General features: G+C 55.5%; 22 protein-coding genes. 14 read left to right on the top strand and 8 right to left on the bottom strand.

The annotated features are described in order from the left end of the window. Positions 1-1980: a formate-dependent uric acid utilization protein AegA gene (aegA, locus tag ABGA49_RS03900; protein ID WP_347665161.1), complete on the bottom strand. Its 1980-nt coding sequence runs from the start codon at positions 1978-1980 to the stop codon at positions 1-3. 224 nt (positions 1981-2204) lie between these two features. Here aegA and narQ point away from each other — a divergent pair, with 224 nt between their 5' ends. Together narQ and acrD are read left to right on the top strand one after the other, a co-directional pair. Then, positions 2205-3905, top strand: coding sequence for a nitrate/nitrite two-component system sensor histidine kinase NarQ (narQ, locus tag ABGA49_RS03895; RefSeq protein ID WP_347665160.1), 1701 nt, complete (start codon positions 2205-2207; stop codon positions 3903-3905). Between the two features lie 192 nt (positions 3906-4097). After that, entirely contained in the window at positions 4098-7211 is a 3114-nt protein-coding gene (acrD, locus tag ABGA49_RS03890; protein ID WP_347665159.1) for a multidrug efflux RND transporter permease AcrD, read from the top strand. A gap of 136 nt (positions 7212-7347) precedes the next feature. On the opposite strand, the gene ypfM is transcribed toward acrD, so the two are convergent. Then, a complete protein-coding gene (gene ypfM, locus ABGA49_RS03885; RefSeq protein WP_087867655.1) occupies positions 7348-7407 on the bottom strand; it encodes a protein YpfM in 60 nt (19 codons plus the stop codon). A gap of 184 nt (positions 7408-7591) precedes the next feature. Here ypfM and ABGA49_RS03880 point away from each other — a divergent pair, with 184 nt between their 5' ends. From ABGA49_RS03880 to ABGA49_RS03865, 4 genes are all read left to right on the top strand, one after another. Next, entirely contained in the window at positions 7592-8029 is a 438-nt protein-coding gene (locus ABGA49_RS03880) for a GNAT family N-acetyltransferase (protein WP_347665158.1), read from the top strand. A 91-nt stretch (positions 8030-8120) separates the two neighbouring features. Continuing rightward, the gene (locus tag ABGA49_RS03875; RefSeq protein ID WP_061493770.1) at positions 8121-8477 is read left to right on the top strand and encodes an ArsC family reductase; all 357 of its coding nucleotides are present in this window, start codon (positions 8121-8123) and stop codon (positions 8475-8477) included. Positions 8478-8480: 3 nt separating this feature from the next. Beyond that, positions 8481-9608 carry a succinyl-diaminopimelate desuccinylase gene (gene dapE / locus ABGA49_RS03870; protein ID WP_061493769.1) on the top strand — a complete coding sequence of 376 codons (1128 nt, stop codon included), beginning with the start codon at positions 8481-8483 and terminating at the stop codon, positions 9606-9608. Between the two features lie 17 nt (positions 9609-9625). Continuing rightward, the gene (locus ABGA49_RS03865; protein ID WP_061493768.1) at positions 9626-9826 is read left to right on the top strand and encodes a YpfN family protein; all 201 of its coding nucleotides are present in this window, start codon (positions 9626-9628) and stop codon (positions 9824-9826) included. A gap of 35 nt (positions 9827-9861) precedes the next feature. Here the strand turns inward: ABGA49_RS03865 and ypfH are convergent, their stop codons facing one another. The 6 genes from ypfH to dapA form a co-directional block, all read right to left on the bottom strand. Continuing rightward, the gene (gene ypfH, locus ABGA49_RS03860) at positions 9862-10560 is read right to left on the bottom strand and encodes an esterase (RefSeq protein WP_088238189.1); all 699 of its coding nucleotides are present in this window, start codon (positions 10558-10560) and stop codon (positions 9862-9864) included. A gap of 77 nt (positions 10561-10637) precedes the next feature. Further along, entirely contained in the window at positions 10638-12653 is a 2016-nt protein-coding gene (locus ABGA49_RS03855; RefSeq protein WP_347665324.1) for a GNAT family N-acetyltransferase, read from the bottom strand. Between the two features lie 9 nt (positions 12654-12662). Further along, positions 12663-13526: a neutral zinc metallopeptidase gene (locus tag ABGA49_RS03850; protein ID WP_061493765.1), complete on the bottom strand. Its 864-nt coding sequence runs from the start codon at positions 13524-13526 to the stop codon at positions 12663-12665. Between the two features lie 133 nt (positions 13527-13659). After that, a complete protein-coding gene (purC, locus tag ABGA49_RS03845; RefSeq protein ID WP_088238192.1) occupies positions 13660-14373 on the bottom strand; it encodes a phosphoribosylaminoimidazolesuccinocarboxamide synthase in 714 nt (237 codons plus the stop codon). Positions 14374-14482: 109 nt separating this feature from the next. Continuing rightward, complete coding sequence (bamC, locus tag ABGA49_RS03840) at positions 14483-15517, bottom strand: outer membrane protein assembly factor BamC (RefSeq protein WP_061493763.1); 1035 nt, start codon at positions 15515-15517, stop codon at positions 14483-14485. A 16-nt stretch (positions 15518-15533) separates the two neighbouring features. After that, positions 15534-16412, bottom strand: coding sequence for a 4-hydroxy-tetrahydrodipicolinate synthase (gene dapA / locus ABGA49_RS03835; RefSeq protein ID WP_061493762.1), 879 nt, complete (start codon positions 16410-16412; stop codon positions 15534-15536). A 145-nt stretch (positions 16413-16557) separates the two neighbouring features. Here dapA and ABGA49_RS03830 point away from each other — a divergent pair, with 145 nt between their 5' ends. The 8 genes from ABGA49_RS03830 (at position 16558) to hyfF (ending at position 25165) form a co-directional block, all read left to right on the top strand. Then, positions 16558-17130: a glycine cleavage system transcriptional repressor gene (locus ABGA49_RS03830; RefSeq protein ID WP_061493761.1), complete on the top strand. Its 573-nt coding sequence runs from the start codon at positions 16558-16560 to the stop codon at positions 17128-17130. After that, positions 17130-17600: a thioredoxin-dependent thiol peroxidase gene (bcp, locus tag ABGA49_RS03825; RefSeq protein WP_061493760.1), complete on the top strand. Its 471-nt coding sequence runs from the start codon at positions 17130-17132 to the stop codon at positions 17598-17600. The genes ABGA49_RS03830 and bcp overlap by 1 nt, the downstream gene beginning before the upstream one ends. Positions 17601-17857: 257 nt before the next feature. Next, complete coding sequence (locus ABGA49_RS03820) at positions 17858-18478, top strand: 4Fe-4S dicluster domain-containing protein (protein WP_061493759.1); 621 nt, start codon at positions 17858-17860, stop codon at positions 18476-18478. Beyond that, positions 18478-20499 (top strand): hydrogenase 4 subunit B, encoded by a 2022-nt coding sequence (gene hyfB, locus ABGA49_RS03815; RefSeq protein ID WP_061493758.1) that lies wholly within the window; start codon positions 18478-18480, stop codon positions 20497-20499. Before ABGA49_RS03820 ends, hyfB begins: the two co-directional genes overlap by 1 nt. Positions 20500-20511: 12 nt before the next feature. Continuing rightward, positions 20512-21459: a respiratory chain complex I subunit 1 family protein gene (locus ABGA49_RS03810; RefSeq protein WP_061493757.1), complete on the top strand. Its 948-nt coding sequence runs from the start codon at positions 20512-20514 to the stop codon at positions 21457-21459. Between the two features lie 16 nt (positions 21460-21475). Beyond that, positions 21476-22915 (top strand): hydrogenase 4 subunit D, encoded by a 1440-nt coding sequence (locus tag ABGA49_RS03805; RefSeq protein WP_347665157.1) that lies wholly within the window; start codon positions 21476-21478, stop codon positions 22913-22915. An 11-nt stretch (positions 22916-22926) separates the two neighbouring features. Further along, positions 22927-23577, top strand: coding sequence for a hydrogenase 4 membrane subunit (hyfE, locus tag ABGA49_RS03800; protein ID WP_088238194.1), 651 nt, complete (start codon positions 22927-22929; stop codon positions 23575-23577). A 4-nt stretch (positions 23578-23581) separates the two neighbouring features. Beyond that, positions 23582-25165 (top strand): hydrogenase 4 subunit F, encoded by a 1584-nt coding sequence (hyfF, locus tag ABGA49_RS03795; protein ID WP_061493754.1) that lies wholly within the window; start codon positions 23582-23584, stop codon positions 25163-25165. Positions 25166-25177 lie beyond the last annotated feature (12 nt).

Raw genomic sequence — 25177 nt, 5'->3', positions numbered from 1 at the left:
TTAATGTTTACCCGGTGCTTTTACACCCAGCCAGTCCATCATGCCCTGCGCTGCATGGCGACCTTCTGCCATCGCAGTTACCACCAGATCGGCACCGCGTACCGCATCGCCACCGGCGAAAATTTTCGGGTTGCTGGTCTGATAACGGTAGGTGCTGTCGACACTGGCGGAAATCCGCCCCCAGTCGTCCACGCGAACCCCATGGCGTTCCAGCCACGGCATGGCATGCGGGTTAAAGCCAAACGCCATGATCACCGCATCGGCAGGCATCACAAATTCACTGTCAGCAATGGGCACCGGACGGCGACGGCCTTTGGCGTCCGGTTCACCGAGTTGCGTACGCAGTAAACGGATGCCACACACCTTACCTTCGCTATCCAGTTCCAGGTTCACTGGCTGCACATTGAATTCAAACTCTGCCCCTTCCTCGCGGGCGTTTTTCACCTCTTTCTTCGAACCCGGCATGTTGGCTTCGTCGCGGCGATAGGCGCAAGTGACTTTGCTGGCACCATGACGTAGCGAGGTACGCACACAATCCATCGCTGTATCGCCGCCGCCCAGCACCACGACATTCAGCCCTTCAGTGTTGATAAAGGGCTCTTCAACGCTATCCGGCAACCCCATTAAGTGTCTGGTGTTGGCAACCAGGAAGGGCAGCGCATCGTAAACTCCTGGCGCATCTTCATTCGGCAAACCGGCCTTCATTGAACGGTAGGTTCCTACCCCCACAAACACGGCGTCATACTCATCCAGCAGCGTATCGAGGGAGATGTCTTTGCCAATTTCACAGTTCAGTTCAAAACGGATGCCCATTGCGCTGAAGATTTCCCGGCGACGCGCCAGCAGCGATTTATCCAGCTTAAAGGCGGGAATACCGAAGGTCAGCAACCCACCGATTTCCGGGTGGCGATCGAAAACCGTTGCGCTCACGCCATGACGCGCCAGCACATCGGCGCAGGCCAGTCCCGCCGGTCCGGCCCCGATGATCGCCACACGTTTGTTCACCGCCTGCACCTGTTGTAAATCCGGCCGCCAGCCCTGTGCCAATGCCTGATCGGAAATATAGCGTTCGATATTGCCAATGGTGACCGCGCCGTATTCGTCGCGCACTGTGCAAGCCCCTTCGCACAGACGATCCTGCGGGCAGACGCGGCCGGTGATTTCCGGCAGACAGTTGGTCTGATGGGAAAGCTCGACCGCTGCGGCGATATCGCCCGCTTTTACCCGTTCAATCCACTGCGGAATATGGTTGTGCAGTGGGCAGGTCCATTCGCATACGCTGTGTTCACCGCACGTCAGGCACCGTTCCGCTTCGCGGTGCGCCTGATCTGCATGAAACGGCAGATAAATTTCGTCGAAACCGGTTTTACGCGCCGCCACTGGCAGTTTGTCCGGCTCACCGCGCGGCGGTGTTTTACGCATTTGCCGCACCTTGCGATCGTCGAATGCTGGCACCAGCGCTGCAACGCTGTGCCACGGCTGCGCTTCATGGCTGGCCGCACGCAAACGACGCGCTTTTGATATCTCCGACAATGCATCGCCGTTTACGAGCTGCAATGCATTGGCCGGGCAGTTTTGCGCACAGGCCGGCCCCTCTGCCCGATCGCGGCACAGATCGCATTTATGGGCGGTGGCTTTCACCCTCCCCTCGCCAATGGGCGTTACCAGGACCTGCAGGGTGCCGAACGGGCATGCGACAACGCAGGACTTACAGCCGATGCACTTCTGCTGGTCGATCTGCACGGCATCATCGACACGACCGATCGCACCGTTCGGGCAACTGCGGGCACAGGGTGCAGCTTCACAGTGGCGGCAGGTCACCGCGCTGCGCTGCTGCTGATGTTTAATTACCGTAATGCGCGGATGAAAATGCGCCGGACTGACGACATGCTGCTCTTCATTGTGAGCCATTACGCACGCCACTTCGCAGGCACGACATCCTATACATTGCTGGCTATTCGCCATAATAAAGCGATTCATGGCACCCTTCTTTTCTGGTTTAATAAACCCTGTTTTTTATATGAGCATTGTATTTACCGGGGCAGTTTCACGCTGGCAATGTACAATTGCCCAGATAGGTTATCTATTTGTCACGAACTTGTAGCAGATCAATTTATTTCAGGATTTCTGAACACTAATTTCATTCGATGGGCGTTCGCGCTGCCGTTTGCCGCACGTAACATCAGGAATCGGGAACAGCGACTGTGTCAGTGAAAAGACCTGTGTCATCCAGTCTCGCCAAAGCCTTTTTCTATATTGTCCTGTTGTCGTTACTCTCAACAGGTATCGCATTGATTACCCTTGCCAGCAGTCTGCGCGATGCGGAAGCCATTAACATTGCCGGATCATTGCGTATGCAAAGCTATCGTCTCGGCTACGATCTGCACGCCGATCCCGACAAGCTGGTCGGGCACCGACAGCGCTATCAACAGACGCTGAATTCGCCGGTGCTGCAACATCTTCATCACTGGTATATCCCGCAGGATGTTCAACAGCGTTATGGGCAATTGCACGATAGCTGGCAACAGATGGATGCGCGGCTGGCGCAGCATGATACGCAGTGGTATCAGCAGAATATTCAGGGTTACGTCGGCAACATCGATCTGTTTGTGCTGGCGCTTCAGCACTATGCCGAACGCAAAATGATACTGGTGGTGATCATTTCACTGCTGGGCGCAACGGGGATTTTCCTCCTCGTATTTTTCACTCTGCACCGCATCCGCCAGCACGTGGTGAAACCGCTCCGCCAGTTGATGACCGCCAGCCAGCAAATCCAAAAGGGGCACTTTTCTTACCCGCCACTCAATATTCACCTTGATAACGAACTGGGCCTGCTGGCCTCGACATTCGACCGGATGTCCGGCGAGCTGTTAAAGCTGTATTGCTCGCTGGAAGCCTCCGTCGAGGAAAAAACCCGCGACCTGCATGACGCGCATCGTCGTCTGGAAGTGATGTACCAATGCTCGCAGGCGCTCAACACCAGCCAGCTTGATGTGCACTCACTGCGCCATGTCCTGCGTATTGTCTATGAACATGAGGTGGCCAGTTATCTGGAGCTGGTGACGGATGATAACTGGTGTCTGCAACAGGGAAAACAGGATCCGCAGCGTCCGCTGGGCAGTTTGCCAGTGAATATGCAGGATAACGTTCTGGGTGAGTTGCGCTGGCAGAGTGCACAGCAGCATGCCTCTATACCGTTAATGCGCAGTATCGCCACCATTCTCGGGCGCGGGCTGTATATCAATCAGGCGCAAAAACAGTATCAGCAATTGATACTGATGGAGGAACGCGCCACGATTGCTCGTGAGCTACACGATTCGCTGGCACAGATGCTCTCGTATTTACGCATCCAGTTAACGTTACTGAAACGCGCCGTGCCGGACGAAAACGCACCGGCACATGTCATCATTGATGATTTTTCTCGCGGGCTGAATAACGCATACCGTCAGTTGCGCGAGCTGTTGACCACCTTCCGTCTGTCACTACAACAGAGTGATTTGACCGCAGCGTTGCGCGAAGCACTGGATCTGCTGCAAAGCCAGACTCAGGCGAAGCTAAGCCTGGATTGCCGCCTGCCAACCCAGGCGCTGGACGCTCAACAGCAGATCAATGTGCTGCAGATTATCCGCGAAGCAGTTATCAACGCCATCAAGCATTCCGGTGCCAGCGACATTAACGTCACTTGCGTCACCGATCCCGATGGGGCGCACTCCATCTATATTCGCGATAATGGCATAGGTATGAGCACCACAGCGGAGCCAGACGGACATTATGGGTTGAGCATCATGCACGAGCGGGCAGAAAGACTGAATGGCACGCTGGATATTGTTTCACCGTCGGGCGGCGGAACGGAAGTGCAGCTTCGCTTTCCGCATGCCGGCCAACCAAAACGTCAACCAATGTAAAGAAAAGCATAGAATTACATGATCTGGCGGAAGGAGTTTTGCTTAAATCGCGTTTTGCATAGTTATGCCTTAACCCGGCATGATAATTTACATTTTATCCTTATTTTCTCCACGATTGATTTCTGCATTGCCGCTACATTGATGCAAGCAATGTCACTATAACGATACGCAGCAATAGAGGTCTGGCTTCTGATGGCGAATTTTTTTATTGATCGCCCCATTTTTGCGTGGGTGCTGGCGATCCTGATCTGTCTCACGGGAACACTTGCCATTATTTCTTTACCGGTCGAACAATATCCTGATTTAGCCCCACCGAACGTCCGTATCACCGCTAATTATCCCGGTGCATCTGCACAAACGCTGGAAAACACCGTGACGCAGGTTATCGAGCAAAACATGACCGGGCTCGATAACCTGATGTACATGTCATCACAAAGCAGCGCAACGGGCCAGGCGACGATCACGCTTAACTTTAAAGCCGGTACCGACCCTGACGAAGCCGTCCAGCAAGTACAGAACCAGTTACAATCGGCACTGCGTAAGTTGCCGCAAAAAGTGCAAAATCAGGGCGTCACCGTGCGTAAAACCGGTGACACCAACATCCTGACTCTCGCCTTTGTCTCAACCGACGGCTCAATGGATAAACAGGATATCGCCGATTATGTCGCCAGTAACATTCAGGATCCTATCAGCCGTGTGAATGGTGTGGGGGATATTGATGCCTACGGCACGCAATACTCGATGCGTATCTGGCTCGATCCGGCGAAGCTCAACAGCTATCAGATGACCGCGTCTGACGTGACAAGTGCTATCTCTTCGCAGAATGCGCAGATTGCCGTTGGTCAGCTTGGCGGAACGCCGTCGGTTGATCGCCAGGCGCTGAACGCCACCATTAATGCCCAATCGTTATTACAAACCCCGGAGCAGTTCCGCAATATTACGTTGCGCGTCAATCAGGACGGCTCAGAAGTCAAACTGGGCGACGTCGCAACGGTGGAACTGGGTGCGGAAAAGTACGACAACCTCAGCCGTTTTAACGGTAAAGCTGCGTCGGGTCTTGGGGTAAAACTGGCTTCCGGGGCTAACGAAATGGCGACGGCGGAACTGGTGCTAAAACGCCTCGATGAGCTGGCGCCCTATTTCCCGCATGGTCTGGAGTATAAAGTCGCTTACGAAACCACGTCGTTCGTTAAAGCCTCCATTATCGACGTGGTGAAAACCCTGCTTGAAGCTATCGCGCTGGTTTTCCTTGTGATGTATCTGTTCTTGCAAAATTTCCGCGCCACGCTTATCCCCACCATTGCCGTGCCAGTGGTGTTACTCGGGACATTTGCTGTGCTCTACGCCTTTGGCTACAGCATTAACACGCTGACCATGTTCGCGGTGGTGCTGGCGATCGGTTTACTGGTCGACGATGCCATCGTCGTTGTGGAAAACGTTGAGCGCATTATGACCGAAGAGGGGTTGTCGCCACGGGAAGCAACGCGTAAATCAATGGGGCAGATCCAGGGGGCGTTGGTGGGGATCGCCATGGTACTGTCGGCAGTCTTTGTCCCGATGGCCTTTTTCGGCGGTACCACCGGTGCCATTTACCGCCAGTTCTCCATCACCATTGTGTCAGCGATGGTGCTGTCGGTGCTGGTGGCGATGATCCTCACGCCAGCTCTGTGTGCCACGCTGCTGAAGCCGCTACACAAGGGAGAGTTGCACGGGCAAAAAGGGTTCTTCGGGGCCTTTAACCGCATCTTCAACCGTAACGCCGACCGTTATGAAACGGCGGTAGGCCGGGTTCTGCACCGCAGCCTGCGCTGGATTTTGCTCTATGTGTTGCTGATTGGTGCCATGGTGCTGCTGTTTCTGCGTCTGCCTACGTCATTTTTGCCACAGGAAGATCGCGGGATGTTCACCACTTCCGTGCAATTACCCAGTGGCGCAACGCAGCAGCAGACCCTGAAAGTGGTGCAAAAGGTAGAAGACTATTTCTTCACCCATGAAAAAGAGAATGTCTCGTCAGTGTTTGCCACCGTCGGCTCCGGCCCTGGCGGTAACGGGCAAAACGTCGCGCGTTTGTTTATTCGTCTGAAAGACTGGGACGAGCGCGATCCGAACAGCGGCAGCGCCTTCGCCATTATTGAACGCGCCACCAAAGCCTTTAACCGGATTAAAGAGGCCCGCGTTTTCGCCAGTAGCCCTCCGGCTATCAGCGGGTTGGGGAGCTCAGCCGGTTTCGACATGGAGCTACAGGATCACGCCGGAGCAGGCCACGATGCGCTGATGAATGCCCGCGATCGCTTGCTTGAGCTTGCGGCCAAAGAGCCGACATTAACCCGCGTCCGCCATAATGGCCTCGATGACAGCGCGCAGTTGCAGATCGATATCGATCAGCGCAAAGCGCAAGCGCTGGGGGTCTCCATTAATGATATTAACGACACGCTGCAAACCGCATGGGGTTCCAGCTACGTGAACGACTTTATGGATCGCGGTCGCGTGAAGAAGGTCTACGTACAGGCAGCGGCAAAATACCGCATGCTGCCGGATGATATTAATCTGTGGTATGTGCGTAACAGCAGCGGCGGCATGGTACCGTTCTCCGCTTTCGCCACGTCGCACTGGGAAACCGGATCGCCCCGTCTGGAGCGTTACAACGGCTATGCCGCGGTGGAAATTGTGGGTGAGTCTGCCCCTGGCGTCAGTACCGGTACAGCCATGGATGTGATGGAAAAACTGGTCAGCCAGTTACCGGGGGGTTTTGGTCTGGAATGGACAGCCATGTCCTATCAGGAACGCCTCTCCGGTGCACAAGCACCCACGTTGTATGCGGTATCCCTGCTGGTGGTATTTTTGTGTCTGGCCGCGCTGTATGAGAGCTGGTCAGTGCCCTTCTCGGTGATGCTGGTCGTACCGCTTGGGGTGATCGGCGCACTGTTAGCGACATGGATGCGCGGGCTGGAAAACGATGTCTATTTCCAGGTCGGCTTGTTGACGGTAATCGGGTTATCGGCGAAGAACGCCATTTTGATCGTCGAGTTCGCCAATGATATGAATGCGAAAGGTGAAGATCTGCTGGTATCGACCCTGCATGCTTGCCGCCAGCGTTTACGTCCGATCCTGATGACCTCGCTGGCATTTGTCTTCGGGGTACTGCCGATGGCCACCAGCACCGGCGCGGGCTCCGGTAGTCAGCACGCAGTAGGCACCGGCGTGATGGGCGGTATGATTTCCGCAACATTACTTGCCATCTTCTTTGTGCCTCTGTTCTTTGTGCTGGTGCGCCGCCGCTTCCCGCTCAAAGAACGTGCGCAGTAAGATACTCCCCCTCTCCCCGAAAGGGGAGAATTAAGCGATGAAAACAAAAAAGGCGACCTGCGGGTCGCCTTTTTTCATGTGGATACTTTCACACATTTAGCTATAAGCCGTCACTGCTTAATAATTCTTCTGGATGTTATTTACGAAGCATGTCTTCGATAAAATCTTTCCAGTTCCCCAGTTCATGTTCAATCATAACTACCTCTCTTATTATTGCGATCATTCTACTTAAAACAGCAGCCACTGTGAAGATACTTCAACCAATTGCTTTAATCGTTGTTTGCAGGGTATGTTTAATAACTGGTTTCACTATGCGCCGTTCACCTGTCATTTAATGTGAGTAACGGCAATATTCCGTAAAAACTTTAGGGCCAAATGAAATGACATTCACATTGTGTGATAAACATTCCATTAATGAGGTTGACTGGTTGGAATTAAGTGCCTTGCTCGCCGCAGGCGGGCTCAATCAGCGCCCGCCTGACCTCGTAGAGCAGGCGTGGTGTAACAGCACCTTTTGCTGGTTCGGTTACCATGACGGCGAACTGGTCGCTACAGCCCGCGCCATCAGCGATTTAACATGGGCAAGCTATGTGGCTGATATTGTTGTCGCTCCGCAAATGCAGGGTCGCGGTTATGGTAAACAATTAATAATGGACATCGTTAAAACATTATTACCTCACGGTAAAATCTTTATTTATTCAGTGCCGGAAAAAACGGGATTTTATCAACAATATGGTTTTCACTTTTTAACAACCGGAATGGTATGCGCAACATCTGAGAGTTTATTCAAGCTGGAGCAGAGTGGCTATATTCGCTGAATTATCATTAACAGGCGAATGATATTCTTTTTAAAATCCGTTATTCTAAATTCTTGTTCAAATAACCAAAAATGAGACAAAAGGATTCACCATGTTCACAATGTACGGTATCAAAAACTGCGACACCATCAAAAAAGCCCGTCGCTGGCTGGAAGAAAACCAGGTGGATTATCGCTTTCATGATTACCGGGCAGATGGTATTGATGCACAACTGCTGCATACTTTTATTGCAGAACTGGGCTGGGAAGCCCTGCTGAACACACGGGGCACTACCTGGCGTAAACTGGATGCCTCCCTGCGCGACACGATCACCCACGCCGATGCTGCCGTTGCACTGATGGTGGAAATGCCGGCAATTATCAAACGCCCATTGCTCTGCGCGCCCGGTAAGCCTATGCTGCTGGGTTTCAATGAATCCAGTTATGAGAAGTTTATCAACGAGGTGTAGTTTATGTCGTGCCCGGTTATTGAGCTGACACAGCAGCTTATTCGTCGCCCTTCTCTCAGTCCCGATGACGCGGGATGTCAGGCGTTAATGATTGCGCGCCTGCGTGCTATCGGTTTCACCGTTGAGCCGATGGATTTTGGCGACACGCAAAACTTCTGGGCATGGCGTGGTCAGGGGGAAACGCTGGCCTTCGCCGGTCATACCGACGTGGTTCCGGCCGGTGATGCGGATCGCTGGATCAATCCCCCGTTTGAACCCACCATCCGCGATGGCATGCTGTTTGGCCGTGGCGCGGCGGACATGAAAGGATCACTGGCGGCCATGGTCGTTGCCGCCGAGCGATTCGTCGCTCAGCACCCGCAGCATAAAGGCCGCCTCGCATTTCTGATCACCTCCGATGAAGAAGCCAGCGCCGCGAACGGCACGGTCAAAGTGGTGGAAACGCTGATGGCGCGCAACGAACGCCTGGATTACTGCCTGGTAGGTGAACCGTCGAGCACTGAAGTGGTGGGCGACGTGGTAAAAAATGGTCGCCGCGGTTCCATGACCTGTAACCTGACTATCCACGGCGTACAGGGCCACGTGGCGTATCCGCATCTCGCCGATAACCCGGTGCACCGCGCCGCCCCCATGATCAGCGAACTGGTGGGCATCGAATGGGATAAAGGCAACGACTATTTCCCACCGACCAGTATGCAAATTGCCAATATCAAAGCCGGTACGGGCAGCAACAACGTGATTCCTGGCGATCTGTTTGTGCAGTTTAACTTCCGCTTCAGTACTGAACTGACGGATGAGATGATCAAAGCAAAAGTTATTGCGCTGCTGGAAAAACATCAGCTGCGTTATACCGTGGAGTGGTGGATCTCAGGGCAACCGTTTTTGACCGGGCGCGGCAAACTGGTGGATGCGGTCGTGAACGCCATTGAGCACTATAATGAGATTAAACCGCAGTTGTTAACCACTGGTGGCACCTCAGATGGCCGTTTTATCGCGCAAATGGGTGCGCAAGTGGTAGAACTTGGGCCGGTAAACGCGACCATTCACAAGATTAACGAATGCGTGAACGCTGCGGATTTGCAGATGCTTGCCCGTATGTATCAACGCATTATGGAACAACTCATCGCCTGACGGGTCTGGAGGATTGCATGGACTGGCTTGCTAAATACTGGTGGATCCTGGTGCTGGTGTTTTTACTCGGCGTGATACTGAATGTGATTAAAGATCTGAATCGCGTCGACCATAAAAAATTCCTCGCCAACAAACCGGAGCTTCCTCCCCATCGTGATTTTAACGACAAGTGGGATGATGAAGATGACTGGCCAAAAAAAGACCAGCCGAAAAAGTAACGCACCGTACGCCACTCCCGCCGGGAGTGGCTGTTTTATATCAGTTCAATGATATCGTCGTCATCAGGTTTGCCACCGCTTAACGCCTCATCAAAATAGTGCTTCGGCACAGTATAGCGCAGATGGTTCAGCGCCAGCGCCATGCTGCGGTCATCAATGGCATGCTCCAAATCCTCCACGATATCCAGCGTCACATCGCCCCCCAGGCTCTGCAAGGCTTCCTCTGCGGCAACGGCCCAGGCCAGATCGATAACGCGGTCTTCCCCACCGTGGATCAAGTGAATGGTATGTGCAGCAGAAACCGCCTGCGGCAGCGTGGCATAGCGACCATTAAACGCGATCACCCGTGAGGCCAGATCGGGCTGGGCTTTTACCCCTTCCAACGCCATGATTGCGCCCTGGGAAAAACCGATCAGTGCCGTCGCCCGGGCATCAAGCCCGCTCTGTTTCTGCCAGTAACGCACGGTATCGATAAACACCGGCATAATGGCATCCACACGCTGTTGCCGGTTCTCTTCCGTTACGCCATCCACGGAAAACCATTGACGCCCTGGCGCAGGACCGCTGGCTTCGGCGCCGCCGATACTGACCACCAGTGCATCCGGAAATTGCGCGGCGAACCGGCTACCGATTTCGCCCATCCCGACAGGGTTATCGCCGACGCCATGAAACAGCAGCAGCAATTGTTTCGCCGGAGTTTGGGGGCTTTGCACGACAAAATGGTCATGTTTCATGGTTGTCTCCTTCATTTGATAGATGCAGTTTACGCCGGGGAGCAATAATGACCATGCCATTTAACTGAAGGAGTTAGTTAAAAAAACTGCAGTTTCTTCACCTGTTCTTTCAGCATTTCTGTGCGTTGCGTATCAAGCGCACACAAAGCCTGTGCCGCCTCCACGCGCTGCTGTGCCAGCAAGGCTTTACGGCCAGAAAGGGATAAGCACTCGCACAGCGTTTGCTCGCGCTCGCCAGCGGTAAGCTGGCCTCGCAACGCCAGCAGCGGTAACGCGCTACGGTTCAACAAACGGTGTAATGCGCCCATCGCTGCGGATAATGGGCGATGGGCAAAAGCAAACCCCGCCAGCTCACACCAGTCATCATCATTAAGGGTAGCCGTTTGTGCCGACGGAAGGGGTAACGTTTCCTGCCGCCAGTGGGAAAGCCAGGGCAGATCGCGTGCCAGCCGCACTTGCTCACGCGCCGCTAATTCGTGCCCGGCTGTGGTTAATGGCAACAGCGCCATGGCGGTGTAACAGCCGCTGCTGGCTTCCCGGTGACTGCCCAGGCGCACCAGCAAAAAACCGCAGCGCTGCCAGAAACGCCACAGCATGGGCGTGTAACCAAAACTGACAGAGAGATAATCGACACCACAACTGTTCGCCTGCGCCCGGGTGATTAACGCCGAACCGATGCCTTCACGCTGGCTGTAGGGATGAACCGCAATGCGACTAATCCGCAACCCGCGCAGGGTTGCCGCCAGCGGACTGCCACCATGCGCCGCCAGCGATTGCGCCACCAGATTGCCACGCGGGCGACGAAAACCGGCCCACACAGCCTGGCTTAACGCCTCGCTGAGTCCCCCCTCTTCCACCAGCCACAACGCTGCCACGATCGTCTGCGCTTTTTCCGCCAGCCAGAAATGCTGTCCGGGGGCATCCATCATGCGCCGCAAATCGAGTGGAGAAGTACGGTAATGCGCACTCGCCAACAGGCGATAGAGCGCAGCAGGTTGTGCGGGATTGTGCTGCCATGCACGCTGCGCCAGCGGCTGCATCACACATTCGCCTTTCGGAACATCAGCGAGGGGGGCATCGTCAAACAGCAGCAGCGTACTGATAAAACGCTCCAGCGGGCAGCCTTTCGCCCAGCGCAGTGGCGTGCTCAGTGTGGAATGACGCAAGCGTGGAAAACCCGCACAGAACTTGAGCAGAAATCCCTGACCGGTACCTTCATATCCCTGAACCGTGGTGGTCAGTAACACATGGCTGAATGCGGCCGTCAGGGCATGCAGCAACGGGCCTGGGATCGCCGCGGCTTCATCCACCACCAGCCAGCCAGGCTGCGCACCGGTGCGCTCAATCTGCTGCAATAATGCATCCGGCGCGATAAAGGTAAAGCGTTCTCCGGCGTAATGCGCCAGCACATCGGTTGCGGCACGCGCCGGAGCCGTGATCACTACTGGATCGGATAACTGCGCGATATGCATACCCGCCAGCGCCGATTTGCCACGACCGCGCGGGGCCGTCACCACCATCACGCCAGGCGGCATGGTACGTAGTGCGGTAAGGATCTGCGCTTGCTCATGTTCAGGCTCCCCCGTTGCCGGATGCCAGGCCGGGCGGGCAGCAAAGCGGGGAAGCATGAGAGGCTGATTTTCATGCCACTGTACCGTCTCGCCGTCTGCTGCGGCGGTCTGGCAGAAATGTCGAACAAATGTGGGGACGGGGATGGGATCGACAGTGTCGCTCCAGCGGCAACTGTCGGCGTCTGGCAAGTGCGGCCACTGCGCCTGCGGCGGCGTTAACAACACCAGCCAACTTCCGGCCTTTAACGTTCCGCCCAGTGCAGCAAAAGCCGCAACATCAAAGCTCTGGCGTGCATCAAAAATCGCATGGCGGAATTCTCGCCCGAGCAGGGTTGCGAGCGCGCGCGGCGAACAGTGCGGCGACCAGCCTGCTGGCTCACCGACCCACAGCCAGTCTCCCGGCACGGTTGCACGTAACGTCTCAGCGTGCTGTTCGCACCACGCTGCCTGACCGCTTACTACCAGTAACCGACGGATGCCTTCCTGCGCCATCCGCGCGGTCTCTTCAATAAATGCCTGCATCACAAAGAATTACAACTGCCCGCTAAACGTGTCGCATTGCGCCGGATCGCCGCTGTCCATACCGCGCTTGAACCAGCTATAGCGCTGTTCCGACGTACCGTGGGTGAAGCTGTCCGGGAAGACCTGCCCCTGGCTGCGCTGTTGCAAACGGTCGTCACCAATGGCCCGCGCGGCATTCAACGCCTCTTCCAGATCGCCCGGCTCCAGCACCCCCTGCTGCTGCATGCTGTGCCCCCAGACGCCCGCATAGCAATCCGCCTGTAGCTCCAGCCGTACGGAAAGCGCATTAACCTGCGTCGGCGAGGCATTCTGCTGCAGGCGGCGAACTTTCTCTTCAGTACCCAGCAATTTCTGTACGTGATGCCCGACTTCATGGGCAATGACATAACCCTGCGCAAAATCGCCATCCGCGCCCAGTTTGGTTTTCATTTCGTCGTAAAAAGAGAGGTCGATATAGATCTTGCTGTCCGCCGGACAGTAGAACGGCCCCATAATGGCTTGCCCGATACCGCACCCCGTATTGAAACGATTACGGTACAGCACCAATTTAGGCTGCTGGTAGTGACGCCCCATTTTTTCAAACAGTTGTCCCCAGGTCTCTTCGGTGGTGGCGAATATCACGCTGGTAAAACGCGCGGATTCATCCTCCTGCGGGTTAATGTGTTGTTGCTGTGAGGGGGGATTGACAGGTTGGCCGGTTAACAGGCCGGTTAAGTCGACACCGTAATAACTGGCTACTATCACCAGAAACAGCAGAATGATCCCGCCTTTACCGCCAGGCAGACGAAAACCCGGCCCCCGGATGAACGGACCGCCCGACTCATCGCGTCGGTCTTCTACATTGTTGCTTTCTCGACGCCCTTGCCAGCGCATAACAACCTCACTATTCCAATAATGGACTCAGTGTATATATGATCGTAGGCGCTTAGGGAAGGATTACCACAGGAAAAACGGTGCAGAAAACCAGAGGATACCATGACCCTCTGGTTATGACGCAGACAGGCAATCAGTCGAGTTTCACACCCAGGCGGTGCGCAACGGCTTCATATGCTTCGATCAGGCCACCGAGGCTCTGGCGGAAGCGATCTTTGTCCATTTTATCCAGCGTCTCTTTGTCCCACAGGCGGCTACCGTCCGGAGAGAACTCGTCACCCAGCACCACTTCGCCTTTAAACAGACCGAATTCCAGTTTGAAGTCGACAAGGATCAGACCCGCGTCATCAAACAGTTTTTTCAGTACGTCGTTGGCTTTGTAAGTCAGCTCTTTCATGCGCGCCAGGTTTTCTTTATTCACCCAACCGAAAGTTTCGCAGTATGACTCGTTAATCATGGGATCATGCATGGCGTCATTTTTCAGGAACATATCGAACAATGGCGGATTCAGCTCGATGCCTTCCTCAATACCCAGACGTTTCACCAGCGAACCGGCGGCACGGTTACGGACAACACACTCAACCGGCACCATCTCCAGTTTTTTCACCAGGCATTCGGTATCGGAGAGCAGCGCTTCCATCTGGGTCGGGATACCCGCTTCTTGCAGTTTGCTCATAATGAAATGGTTGAACTTGTTGTTCACCATGCCCTTACGATCGAACTGTTCGATGCGCGCGCCATCCCCTGCTGACGTATCATTGCGGAATTCGAGCACCAACAGATCCGGGTTTTCCGTACTGTAAACGGTCTTCGCTTTGCCACGATACAACTCAGCTTGCTTTTGCATCTTTGTTACTCCAGGTGTGATGATATAAATCGAATTTGGCTATTTTACGCCGACGCACACGTTTGCGTCACCATAATAAAAAAGGCCGGATACGATCCGGCCTTCGGGATTAGTGGTTAAAGGCAGACTGGAATGCGGCTACCAGCGCATCATTCTGCGATTGCGTCAGGGTATGACCTTTCGGATCAATAAACTGGAGGCTGCTGCGGTTGTCTAAATCACCGACCTGCAGTTTATAATCACCGGAAACGAGGCCCGGATCGCGCGCACCAAGATCGCGCCAGCCGCTGTCAGACAGTGGCTTGTAGGTCACCGCCATGCTACCGGTAGAGCGCGTGCTGTCGGTCACTTTCATGCCCACTTTTTCCAGTACGCCAGGCAGACGCTGCCACACGACGTTAAACGGACCACGCACCACCAGCATTGGCAGACCGGTGTCGTCCGCCGCGCTCTGAACATCCAGCGAGGTTACGCTGCGTTTTTCTGCGGCATTTTGCGCATCGGTCGCGGTTTGATCCAGCCCGGCGGAGATCACGTTCAGCATTTCAGCGCTGTAGCGCTGCAGCGATGCGGCATCCGCTACCGGTTTGCCTGCTTGTTCCAGGTTCACCAGTTTCACCACCACCGCTTGCTGATACCCCTGCGGTTTTACCGAGATTTGATAACGACCACGGTACTGCTGATCTTCATCCAGACGGTTCCAGTCAACCCAGTCGGTTGTCAGGGTCTGCGACGCATCGTCACGTTTGGCAATGGCGTAGTTTTTCGCCTGAAGCACGCTTACCACCTGCGGCCACAGCGTGCTGTTACGGCCCTTTTCAACCATCAGCGTTGCAGTGTCGCCAGTAAACTGGGTGCGCGCACCGCTTACCAGCGCCAGCGGCTGAGCCGGCGGGCGAATATCTAACTGTTTGCCAACAGCGCCGCTGCCATTGGTTACAGGGACGTTGTAATCCCCGTTCTGCACCGGAAGGATCATCCCGGCCGGCGCATGAAGTTCAGCGAGCGGAGCAGCATCCAGATAGGACTCGTCACCGCTAACCTGACGCTTGTAACGTGAATCGGAACTACAGGCGGCGAGCAACATCACAAGTGAAACACCCGCTACCTTCGCCAGGCGCGACTTCTGTACTGAGTAAGCCATCAAATCTCCCTAAACTTTACAGCAAACCGGCATGCTTAAGCGCTGCGCGGACAACCTCACGACCGTGGTCGGTGATAGGCGTCATCGGCAGACGCAGCGTATCGGTTGCTACAAGTCCCAACTCCTTACATGCCCATTTGACCGGGATCGGATTGGGTTCGACAAATAGTTTGTTGTGTAACGGCATCAGACGCTGGTTGATCACGCGCGCTTCGGCATAATGCCCTTGAGCCGCCAGTTTGCACATATCGGCCATATCGCGCGCCGCTACGTTGCTGGTAACGGAAATCACACCGTGACCGCCAAGCTGCATAAAGTCCATCGCAGTGGCATCGTCGCCGCTCAGCAGGATAAAGTCATCTGAAACCAGCTCTTTGATCTGGTGAACGCGACTTAAGTTCCCTGTTGCTTCTTTAATACCGATAATATTTTTAATTTTCGCCAGACGACCCACGGTTTCCGGCAGCATATCGCAGCCGGTGCGCGACGGCACATTATACAGAATTTGCGGCAGGTCAGTATGTTCAGCGATGGCTTTAAAATGCTGGAACAGGCCTTCCTGAGTCGGGCGATTGTAATAAGGGGTAACGGTCAGGCAGCCCACTACGCCGCTGTCGTTAAAACGTTGCGTCAGGCTGATGGCCTCTGCGGTTGCATTTGCACCTGTTCCGGCAATAATCGGGATGCGCCCGTCAGCCAGCTCCAGGGTCAGCATAACCACATCGCCGTGTTCATCGTGGCTCAGCGTGGCGGATTCACCGGTAGTCCCTACCGAAACAATCGCCGAGGTTCCATTGGCGACATGATAATCAATCAGTTTTTTCAGGCTTGACCGGCAGACTTTACCTTGCGAATCCATCGGCGTGACAAGCGCGACAATACTTCCCGTGAACATGGGCCATCCTCTGTGCAAACAAGATTCTCAATGGTACGTGCGGTGCTGTAAGAAAAGCAAGAGACCTGAGGCTCTGTGGCGGTTGTATGCCGGTTTTTTTTATGCTTTCCTTATGATTACCTCATGTTTGACAGGAAGCACAGGTTTGACAGCCTCATCACAACATTTTTTGGTTATCACTGCGCTGGGGGCCGACAGGCCTGGCATTGTGAACACAATCACACGCCACGTCAGTAGCTGCGGCTGTAATATTGAAGACAGCCGTCTGGCCATGCTGGGGGAAGAGTTCACGTTCATTATGCTGCTTTCCGGGTCATGGAACGCCATTACGCTCATTGAATCGACGTTGCCGCTGAAAGGTGCTGAACTGGATTTGCTGATCGTTATGAAACGCACCGAAGCCCGCCCGCGCCCTGAAATGCCAGCCACCGTTTGGGTGCAGGTTGAAGTCCCTGATTCGCCGCATCTGATTGAGCGTTTTACCGCGCTTTTTGATGCACACGCGATGAATATCGCGGAGCTGGTTTCCCGCACACAGCCTGGCAATGACGCGGGCGCACCACAGCTGTTTATTCAGATAACAGCGCATAGTCCGGCGTCGCAAGACGCATCAAATATTGACCAGGCGTTCAAAGCCCTATGTACAGAACTGAACGCACAAGGCAGTATAAACATCGTCAACTATTCACAGCATGATGAACAGGATGGAGTTAAGTAATGAATCCACTGAAAGCCGGTGATATTGCACCGAAATTTAGCTTGCCGGATCAAGACGGAGAACAAGTAAATTTGGCCGACTTCCAGGGACAGCGTGTTCTGGTCTATTTCTACCCGAAAGCCATGACACCAGGCTGTACTGTCCAGGCTTGCGGCCTGCGCGATAACATGGATGAGTTAAAGAAAGCGGGTGTGGAAGTGCTGGGTATCAGCACCGACAAGCCAGAAAAACTCTCCCGTTTCGCCGAAAAAGAGCTGCTCAACTTTACGCTGCTTTCTGATGAAGACCATCAGGTCTGCGAAGCATTTGGCGTCTGGGGTGAAAAGTCGTTTATGGGCAAAACCTATGACGGCATCCACCGTATCAGCTTCCTTATTGATGCTGACGGTAAAGTCGAGCATGTGTTTGATGATTTCAAAACCAGCAATCACCACGATATTGTGCTCGCCTGGCTGAAAGAAAACGCCTGATCGCCACACCTTCCTCTTAGGGCTGCCCGACCGGGTCGCCCTCCACCTTCACTGCAATATTTGAACTCCATCACATTTTGTTTTCCCCGCTCGTCACTCGTGTCGACAGGTTATTTTTCGTTCTGACCTGACCATCACTTTTGTTCGCCCTCACGCCGCAATTAAATACAACCAATTGAAATTTAATCAATTTTAATCCTGGCACATCTTATGCTTAAGCAGGCTCAACGTTTTAGCTTTTCTTTCAAGGAGCCGACATGAACCGCTTTGTGATTGCCAATCCCGAGTGGTGTATAGGATGCAATACCTGCCTTGCTGCGTGTTCGGATGTGCATAAAATTCAGGGGTTGCAGCAGCATCCCCGGTTGACGCTGGTGCGAACGGAAACCCAAACCGCACCGGTTCTCTGCCGCCACTGCGACGATGCCCCCTGCAAACAGGTGTGCCCGGTCAACGCCATTTCGTTTCAGGATGACGCTGTGTATCTCAATGAAACGCTGTGTATTGGCTGCAAATTGTGTGGGTTGGTGTGCCCCTTCGGCGCCATCACTCCGTCCGGCAGTCGTCCACTGAATATTCCCGCCCGCTACGAGCACCACATTCCTGAGGAGCAATTACGGGATGTCCCCGGCAGTGCGCAAACGGATCACCCCTTTTTACGCTGGAACGCAGGTGTGCAAACCATCGCTGTGAAATGCGATCTGTGCCACTTCCTGCCTGAGGGACCTTCCTGCGTGCGCGCCTGCCCAACAAACGCGCTGCATCTGGTGACCGACGTCTCCCTGCATAAACAGCTCAAAACACGCAGAGAGCTGGCCGCCCTCAGTTCGACAGATCTGACTTTTGCTTCCCTTCCCTCATCGTCGGAGCAACGCTAATGGATGCCCTGCAATTACTGATGTGGTCAATTGTGCTATACGTTGCCGGCGGGGTCGCCTCACTGTTGCTTGCCCGCCAACAAGCGCTGGCGATCAAGGTCGCGGGGATTTCCGCGATGATCGGCGGCGCGCTTGGCGTACTCAGCGCGCTGGCAGCGCTCAGCGTTGGAGAACCCTTAAGCTGGCAGGCCGCAGGTCCGTTCAGCTTTGCGCATTTCGTTGTCCGCATGGACAGCCTCAGCGCCTTTATGGTGCTGGTGATCTCCCTGCTGGTCACGTTCTGCGGACTCTACTCCCTCTCTTATGTGCGTGAGTATCTCGGCAAAGGACCTGGGGCGATGGGATTCTTTATGAACCTGTTTATCGCCTCAATGGTCGGGCTGGTGGTGATGGATAACGCCTTCTGGTTCATCGTGCTGTTTGAAATGATGTCCCTCGCGTCGTGGTTCCTGGTGATCACCGACCAGGATGAAGAGTCGATTCACGCCGGGCTGCTTTACTTCTTTATTGCCCATGCCGGTTCCGTGCTGATCATGATCGCCTTCTTCCTGATGTGGCGGCAGAGCGCCAGCCTGGATTTTGCCAGCTTCCGCACCTTATCGCTGACGCCCGGCACGGCATCGGCGGTCTTCCTGCTGGCCTTCTTTGGCTTCGGCGCAAAAGCGGGGATGTTGCCGTTACACAGTTGGTTACCGCGTGCACACCCGGCAGCGCCTTCGCATGCCTCGGCACTGATGTCCGGTGTGATGGTTAAAATCGGTATTTTCGGCATCATCAAAGTCGGCATCGATCTGCTTGGTCATAGCGGCATTCCGTTGTGGTGGGGCGTACTGGTGCTGGCGTTTGGCGCGGTCTCTTCGGTGCTGGGCGTGCTGTACGCCCTGGCGGAACACGATATCAAACGCCTGCTGGCGTGGCACACCGTTGAGAACATCGGCATTATCCTGATGGGCGTGGGTGTCGGTATGGCGGGCATTGCGCTGCACCAGCCGGTGATCGCCGCCGTCGGCTTATTGGGCGCTCTGTTTCACCTGCTTAACCACGCGCTGTTCAAAGGACTGCTGTTTCTCGGTTCCGGGGCCATTATCTATCGTCTGCATACACGCGATATGGAGAAAATGGGCGCGCTGGCCAAACGCATGCCGTGGACAGCAGGCGCATTTCTGGTGGGGTGTCTCGCCATTTCCGCCATGCCGCCGCTCAACGGGTTTATCAGCGAGTGGTACACCTATCAGTCTCTGTTTTCACTGACCCGCATTGACGCCATCATTCCACGCCTTGCCGGCCCGATTGCCATCGTGATGCTGGCGATCACCGGGGCGCTGGCAGCAATGTGCTTTGTCAAAGTGTACGGTGTCAGTTTTTGCGGCAATCCCCGCAGCGAAAAAGCCGATCAGGCGCGGGAAGTGCCCTGGCCGATGGTCGTCGCCATGTGTGCGCTGGCGCTACTGTGCGTATTGACCGGCGTCGGCGCGAGCGTTGTTGCGCCGCATCTGATGCAGATTGTCCTTACGTTAACCCCTCCCGCCACGCTGGCGGTGGCCCAGGGCGCAACGCTGATTCCCGGCGATGTGCAGCAAGCCATGCTCACACCATCGACGGTGTTCCTGTTGTTGTTAGTGCTGCCACTGCTGCCCGCCGTATTGTGGTATGTCAATCGCCAGACGCGCGGGGCATATCGCCGCAGTGGTGATGCCTGGGCTTGCGGTTACGCGTGGGAAAAAGGCATGGCCCCGTCGGCAGGCAGTTTCACCCAACCATTACGGGTGATGTTCGGCCCGCTCTATCGCCTGCGCCAACAGCTCGATCCGGCGCAACCGCTCCAGCGAAGCCTTGGCGGCATTACCCAGGCGGCAACCCGCACGGAACCGTTCTGGGACGAGAAAATTATCCGCCCGTTGGTGCGTATCACCCGGCGCATTGCACAGGTTGTACAGCATCTGCAAAGCGGAGATTTCCGGCTCTACTGCCTGTATATGATCGCCGCGCTGGTGGCCCTGTTGCTGACGATTGCGCTGTAAGGAGAAAAGACAATGTTAGAACAGACGTCTGCATGGTCAATGGGGGTCTTCGCCCTTTGTCAGGCAATTCTGCTGCTGGCGCTGACCCCGCTATTTACCGGTATTTCCCGCCAGATCCGCGCACGCATGCACTCCCGCCGCGGGCCGGGCATCTTGCAGGATTACCGCGACTTACAAAAACTGCTGAAGCGCCAGGCGGTCGCACCAGCCTCATCCGGGCTGATGTTTCGCGCCATGCCGTGGGTGCTGCTCAGCAGCATGTTGCTGGTGGCGATGACCCTGCCGCTGTTTATTCGCACCTCGCCTTTCGCCGGTGCGGGCGATTTGATCACCTTAATTTACCTCTTCGCCCTGTTCCGTTTCTTCTTTGCGCTCTCCGGGCTGGATACCGGCAGCCCCTTCTCCGGGCTTGGCGCCAGCCGCGAGCTGACGTTGGGCATTCTGGTTGAACCGATGTTGATCCTCTCGTTACTGGTGCTGGCCCTGCTGGCCGGTTCCACCAACATCAGCACTATCAGCACGACGCTGGCGGCGGGCTGGATCTCCCCGGTAGCGACGTTGCTGGCATTGCTGGCTTGTGGGTTCGCCTGTTTTATCGAGATGGGCAAGATCCCCTTCGATGTGGCGGAAGCCGAACAAGAGTTGCAGGAAGGGCCGCTCACCGAATACTCCGGTGCGGGCCTGGCGCTGGTGAAATGGGGCGTGGGCCTGAAACAAGTGGTGATGGCCTCCCTGTTCCTCGCGCTGTTTTTCCCTTTTGGTAATGCCGTCACCCTGAGCATCGGCGCAATGGTGTTGTCGCTGGTCATCACGCTGCTCAAACTGCTGGTGGTGTTCACGCTGGCGTCGCTGGTGGAAAACGCGCTGGCGCGCGGTCGCTTTTTGCTGACGCATCACCTGACCTGGCTCGGCTTCAGTCTGGCTGCGCTGTCATACGTTCTCTGGCTAACCGGTTTGTAAGGAGCACTGGAACATTATGGAAACTCTCGCTCTGACGACGCTGCTGTTGCCCTTTGTTGGCGCGCTGGTCGTCTCTCTGGCGCCCCGGCAAACCGCTCCGCGACTGGCGACCCTGTTTGCGCTGCTGGCGACCGTTGCAACGCTTTCGCTGGCGCTGAATTTCTACACTGCGGGCAGCGAAACCGTCGACATCCCGCTATTGGCGGCAGGACGGGTGGCGCTGTTCGGTTTGCAGGTTGACCGCATCAGCACGTTGATTCTGTTTGTAGTGGTATTTCTCGGCCTGCTGGTAGCGCTCTACTCCACCGGTTACCTGACCCGCGGCAACCGCGAGCATCCGCATGACGGCAGCAACCGTTACTACGCGTTTTTACTGATTTTTATCGGTGCGATGTCCGGTCTGGTGCTCTCCTCCACGCTGCTGGGGCAATTGCTGTTTTTCGAAATCACCGGCGGATGTTCCTGGGCGCTGATCAGCTACTACCAGAGTGAAAAAGCCCAGCGCTCAGCGATGAAAGCGCTGCTTATCACCCACGTCGGGTCACTGGGTTTGTATCTGGCGGCCGCCACGCTGTTTCTCAATACCGGCACCTTTGCACTGAGCGCCATCAGCCAGTTACAGGGCCCAGCTGCGTATCTGGTGTATGGCGGCATCCTCTTTGCCGCATGGGGTAAATCAGCCCAGTTGCCGTTGCAGGCCTGGCTGCCGGACGCCATGGAAGCGCCAACCCCGGTCAGTGCGTACTTACATGCCGCGTCAATGGTGAAGGTCGGCGTCTATATTTTTGCCCGCGCCATCGCTGAGGGCGGTGAAATTCCTCATGTTATAAGTTGGGTTGGCGTGGGAATGGCGACCCTGACGCTGGTGTACGGCTTTTTAATGTACCTGCCGCAAAAAGACATGAAGCGCTTACTGGCATGGTCGACCATCTCGCAGCTGGCGTGGATGTTCCTTGCCTTGTCGCTTTCTACCTTCGGTTCGAAGATGGCGTTCAACGCGGGGATTGTTTACATCTTCAACCATGCGTTCGCTAAAAGCCTGTTCTTCCTCGTTGCCGGCGCGCTCAGCTACAGCTGTGGCACCCGTCTGCTGCCACGTTTGCGCGGCGTGATGCACACACTGCCGCTGGCAGGCATCGGCTTTTGCGTGGCCGCCCTGGCGATCACCGGCGTTCCACCTTTCAACGGTTTCTTCAGTAAGTTTCCGCTCTTTGCCGCCGGGTTCTCCCTTTCCAGCCAGTACCCGATTCTGCTGCCGGTGATGATACTGGCGCTGGTGGAATCGGTCGCCAGCTTCGGCTGGTTTATTTACTGGTTCGGGCGTGTGGTACCGGGTGAACCCAGCGAAGAGGTGGCGCAGGCCGCGCCACTGCCCTACGCCATGCAGCTGGTGCTGGTGGTTCTGATTGTGATGTCGCTGTGCTCAAGCGTGATTGCTTCGGCGTGGCTTGGATAAGGGAGTCGATGATGACCGGAACATTGATAGTCAACAATCTGGCGGGGTTGATGATGTTTACCTCGCTGCTGGTCACCTGCGCCAGACGCTATTCCGTCTCCTGCTGGTTGTATGCCCTGCAATCGCTGGTGCTGGTGTCCCTCTTTTTTACCCTCTCGCAGTTACTCCATGCAGAGCAGTTGCTGATGTGGTCGTTTAGCGCCTTTTTCACCAAGGTGCTGCTGGTGCCGCTGATCATGGGTTATGCGTTTCGCAAAATGGCGCCTGATGGCGAAGGCGGCAGACTGTTCGGCCCGGCCGCGTTGGTGCTGATGGCCGCTGCCATCGTACTGCTGTGCTGGTTTGTGGTGCGCCCGGTGCAGTTGCCGATAGTCGCGCAACTGAAACCGGCGCTGGCGGTTGCCCTTGGTCATTTTCTACTGGGGTTACTGTGCATCATTAGCCAGCGCAACATCCTGCGTCAGGTGTTTGGCTACTGCCTGATGGAAAACGGCTCGCATCTGGTGCTGGCACTGCTGGCCTGGCGTGCACCGGAGCTGGTAGAGATTGGCATCGCCACAGATGCCATTTTTGCCGTGATCGTGATGGCGTTGCTGGCGCGCAAAATCTGGCGTACCCACGGCACGCTGGATGTTAACAATCTCACCGCGCTGAAGGGGTAACGCCATGAGTCATGCCTTGATGTTCACGCTGTTGCTGCTGACGCCGCTGGTGGTCTCCGTGCTCTGTTTCACCTGTCGCCTGAGCGGCGCAGCAGCCCGTAATCTGGTGACCACTGTCCACACGTTTGGGATCACTATCCTATTGTTTATTGCCCTGTGGACGGTAGCGGAGGCGGTAGGCGAAGGTGAAATTTTCGCGGCACATCGCTGGCTGCACATTGACAGCCTCAGCGGGTTATTCCTGTCATTGCTGGGCATTATCGGTTTTCTTACCGGTCTCTACTCCATAGGTTATATGCGCCATGAGGTGGATCACGGCGAAATCACCGTTCCCACGCTGTGCAACTATTATGGCTTCTTTCACCTGTTTTTGTTCACCATGTTGCTGGTGGTCACCAGCAATAACCTGATTGTGATGTGGGCGGCCATTGAAGCCACTACCCTCAGTTCGGCGTTTCTGGTGGGAATTTACGGTCAGCGTTCGTCGCTGGAAGCCGCATGGAAATACATCATTATCTGTACCGTTGGCGTTGCGTTTGGCCTGTTCGGCACGGTGCTGGTTTATGCCAACGCTGCCAGTTTTATGGCACAGCCGGATCATGCGATTTTCTGGACCGAAGTGCTGAAAGAGAGCAGCAAACTGGATCCGACGTTAATGGTGCTGGCTTTCGTCTTTGTGCTGATAGGCTTCGGCACCAAAACCGGCCTGTTCCCGATGCATGCCTGGCTGCCGGATGCGCACAGTGAAGCCCCCAGTCCGGTCAGCGCCCTGCTATCGGCGGTGTTGCTGAACTGCGCGCTGCTGGTATTGATCCGTTATTACATCATCATCTGCCATGCGATTGGCGATACCTTCCCGAACAGGCTGCTGCTGATATTTGGCATGCTGTCGGTGGCGGTGGCGGCGTTCTTTATCCTCGTGCAACAGGATATGAAACGCCTGCTGGCCTACTCCAGCGTCGAGAACATGGGGCTGGTGGCGGTGGCGCTGGGTATTGGCGGACCGCTCGGTATTCTGGCGGCGTTGCTGCATACGCTGAACCACAGTCTGGCCAAAACATTGCTGTTCTGCGGTTCAGGTAATGTGCTGTTGAAATACGGCACCCGCAACCTGGATGTGGTGTGCGGCATGCTAAAAGTGATGCCGTTTACGGCGGTACTGCTTGGCGGCGGCGCACTGGCGCTGGGCGGCATGCCCCCCTTTAACATCTTTCTTAGCGAGTTTATGACCGTCACCGCAGGCCTGGCGGCGGAGCACCTGGTCGTCACTATCGTGCTGTTGCTGTTGCTTACGCTGGTGCTCGGTGGGCTGGTGCGCATGGTCGCCAAAGCGCTGTTCGCGACGCCGCCGCAGCAAGTCGCCACCGGTGAACTCGGCTGGCTGACTACCCTGCCAATGGTGATTTTACTGGTGATGATGCTGGTGATGGGAACGCATATTCCGCAGCCAGTCAGCCGCTTACTGGCCAACGCGTCCAGCCTTGTTCTGTCCGGCAACGATCAACCATCCACCCCATTTAGCTGGCTGTGGGCCTCGTTTGAGACCACCGCCGCGCCCGTAACGTCACCGCGTGTTCAGGGAGAGTGAAAGTGAGTTATT

The organism is Kosakonia sp. WA-90 (assembly GCF_039871955.1).
In the GTDB taxonomy this organism is placed as follows: domain Bacteria; phylum Pseudomonadota; class Gammaproteobacteria; order Enterobacterales; family Enterobacteriaceae; genus Kosakonia; species Kosakonia oryzendophytica.
Note: the sequence above shows the minus strand (reverse complement) of the source record. Positions and strands in the feature narration are given on the sequence as shown.

What these genes read in the sequence shown, in the direction of transcription:
- ABGA49_RS03865 (WP_061493768.1), top strand. Translation starts at nt 9,626, where the DNA reads ATGGACTGGCTTGCTAAATACTGGTGGATCCTGGTGCTGGTGTTTTTA.
- ABGA49_RS03855 (WP_347665324.1), bottom strand. Translation starts at nt 12,653, where the DNA reads ATGCAGGCATTTATTGAAGAGACCGCGCGGATGGCGCAGGAAGGCATC.
- hyfE (WP_088238194.1), top strand. Translation starts at nt 22,927, where the DNA reads ATGACCGGAACATTGATAGTCAACAATCTGGCGGGGTTGATGATGTTT.
- acrD (WP_347665159.1), top strand. Translation starts at nt 4,098, where the DNA reads ATGGCGAATTTTTTTATTGATCGCCCCATTTTTGCGTGGGTGCTGGCG.
- ABGA49_RS03850 (WP_061493765.1), bottom strand. Translation starts at nt 13,526, where the DNA reads ATGCGCTGGCAAGGGCGTCGAGAAAGCAACAATGTAGAAGACCGACGC.
- ABGA49_RS03875 (WP_061493770.1), top strand. Translation starts at nt 8,121, where the DNA reads ATGTTCACAATGTACGGTATCAAAAACTGCGACACCATCAAAAAAGCC.
- ABGA49_RS03810 (WP_061493757.1), top strand. Translation starts at nt 20,512, where the DNA reads ATGTTAGAACAGACGTCTGCATGGTCAATGGGGGTCTTCGCCCTTTGT.
- hyfB (WP_061493758.1), top strand. Translation starts at nt 18,478, where the DNA reads ATGGATGCCCTGCAATTACTGATGTGGTCAATTGTGCTATACGTTGCC.
- ABGA49_RS03880 (WP_347665158.1), top strand. Translation starts at nt 7,592, where the DNA reads ATGACATTCACATTGTGTGATAAACATTCCATTAATGAGGTTGACTGG.
- purC (WP_088238192.1), bottom strand. Translation starts at nt 14,373, where the DNA reads ATGCAAAAGCAAGCTGAGTTGTATCGTGGCAAAGCGAAGACCGTTTAC.
- ypfH (WP_088238189.1), bottom strand. Translation starts at nt 10,560, where the DNA reads ATGAAACATGACCATTTTGTCGTGCAAAGCCCCCAAACTCCGGCGAAA.
- ABGA49_RS03805 (WP_347665157.1), top strand. Translation starts at nt 21,476, where the DNA reads ATGGAAACTCTCGCTCTGACGACGCTGCTGTTGCCCTTTGTTGGCGCG.
- ABGA49_RS03820 (WP_061493759.1), top strand. Translation starts at nt 17,858, where the DNA reads ATGAACCGCTTTGTGATTGCCAATCCCGAGTGGTGTATAGGATGCAAT.
- bcp (WP_061493760.1), top strand. Translation starts at nt 17,130, where the DNA reads ATGAATCCACTGAAAGCCGGTGATATTGCACCGAAATTTAGCTTGCCG.
- dapE (WP_061493769.1), top strand. Translation starts at nt 8,481, where the DNA reads ATGTCGTGCCCGGTTATTGAGCTGACACAGCAGCTTATTCGTCGCCCT.
- aegA (WP_347665161.1), bottom strand. Translation starts at nt 1,980, where the DNA reads ATGAATCGCTTTATTATGGCGAATAGCCAGCAATGTATAGGATGTCGT.
- dapA (WP_061493762.1), bottom strand. Translation starts at nt 16,412, where the DNA reads ATGTTCACGGGAAGTATTGTCGCGCTTGTCACGCCGATGGATTCGCAA.
- bamC (WP_061493763.1), bottom strand. Translation starts at nt 15,517, where the DNA reads ATGGCTTACTCAGTACAGAAGTCGCGCCTGGCGAAGGTAGCGGGTGTT.
- hyfF (WP_061493754.1), top strand. Translation starts at nt 23,582, where the DNA reads ATGAGTCATGCCTTGATGTTCACGCTGTTGCTGCTGACGCCGCTGGTG.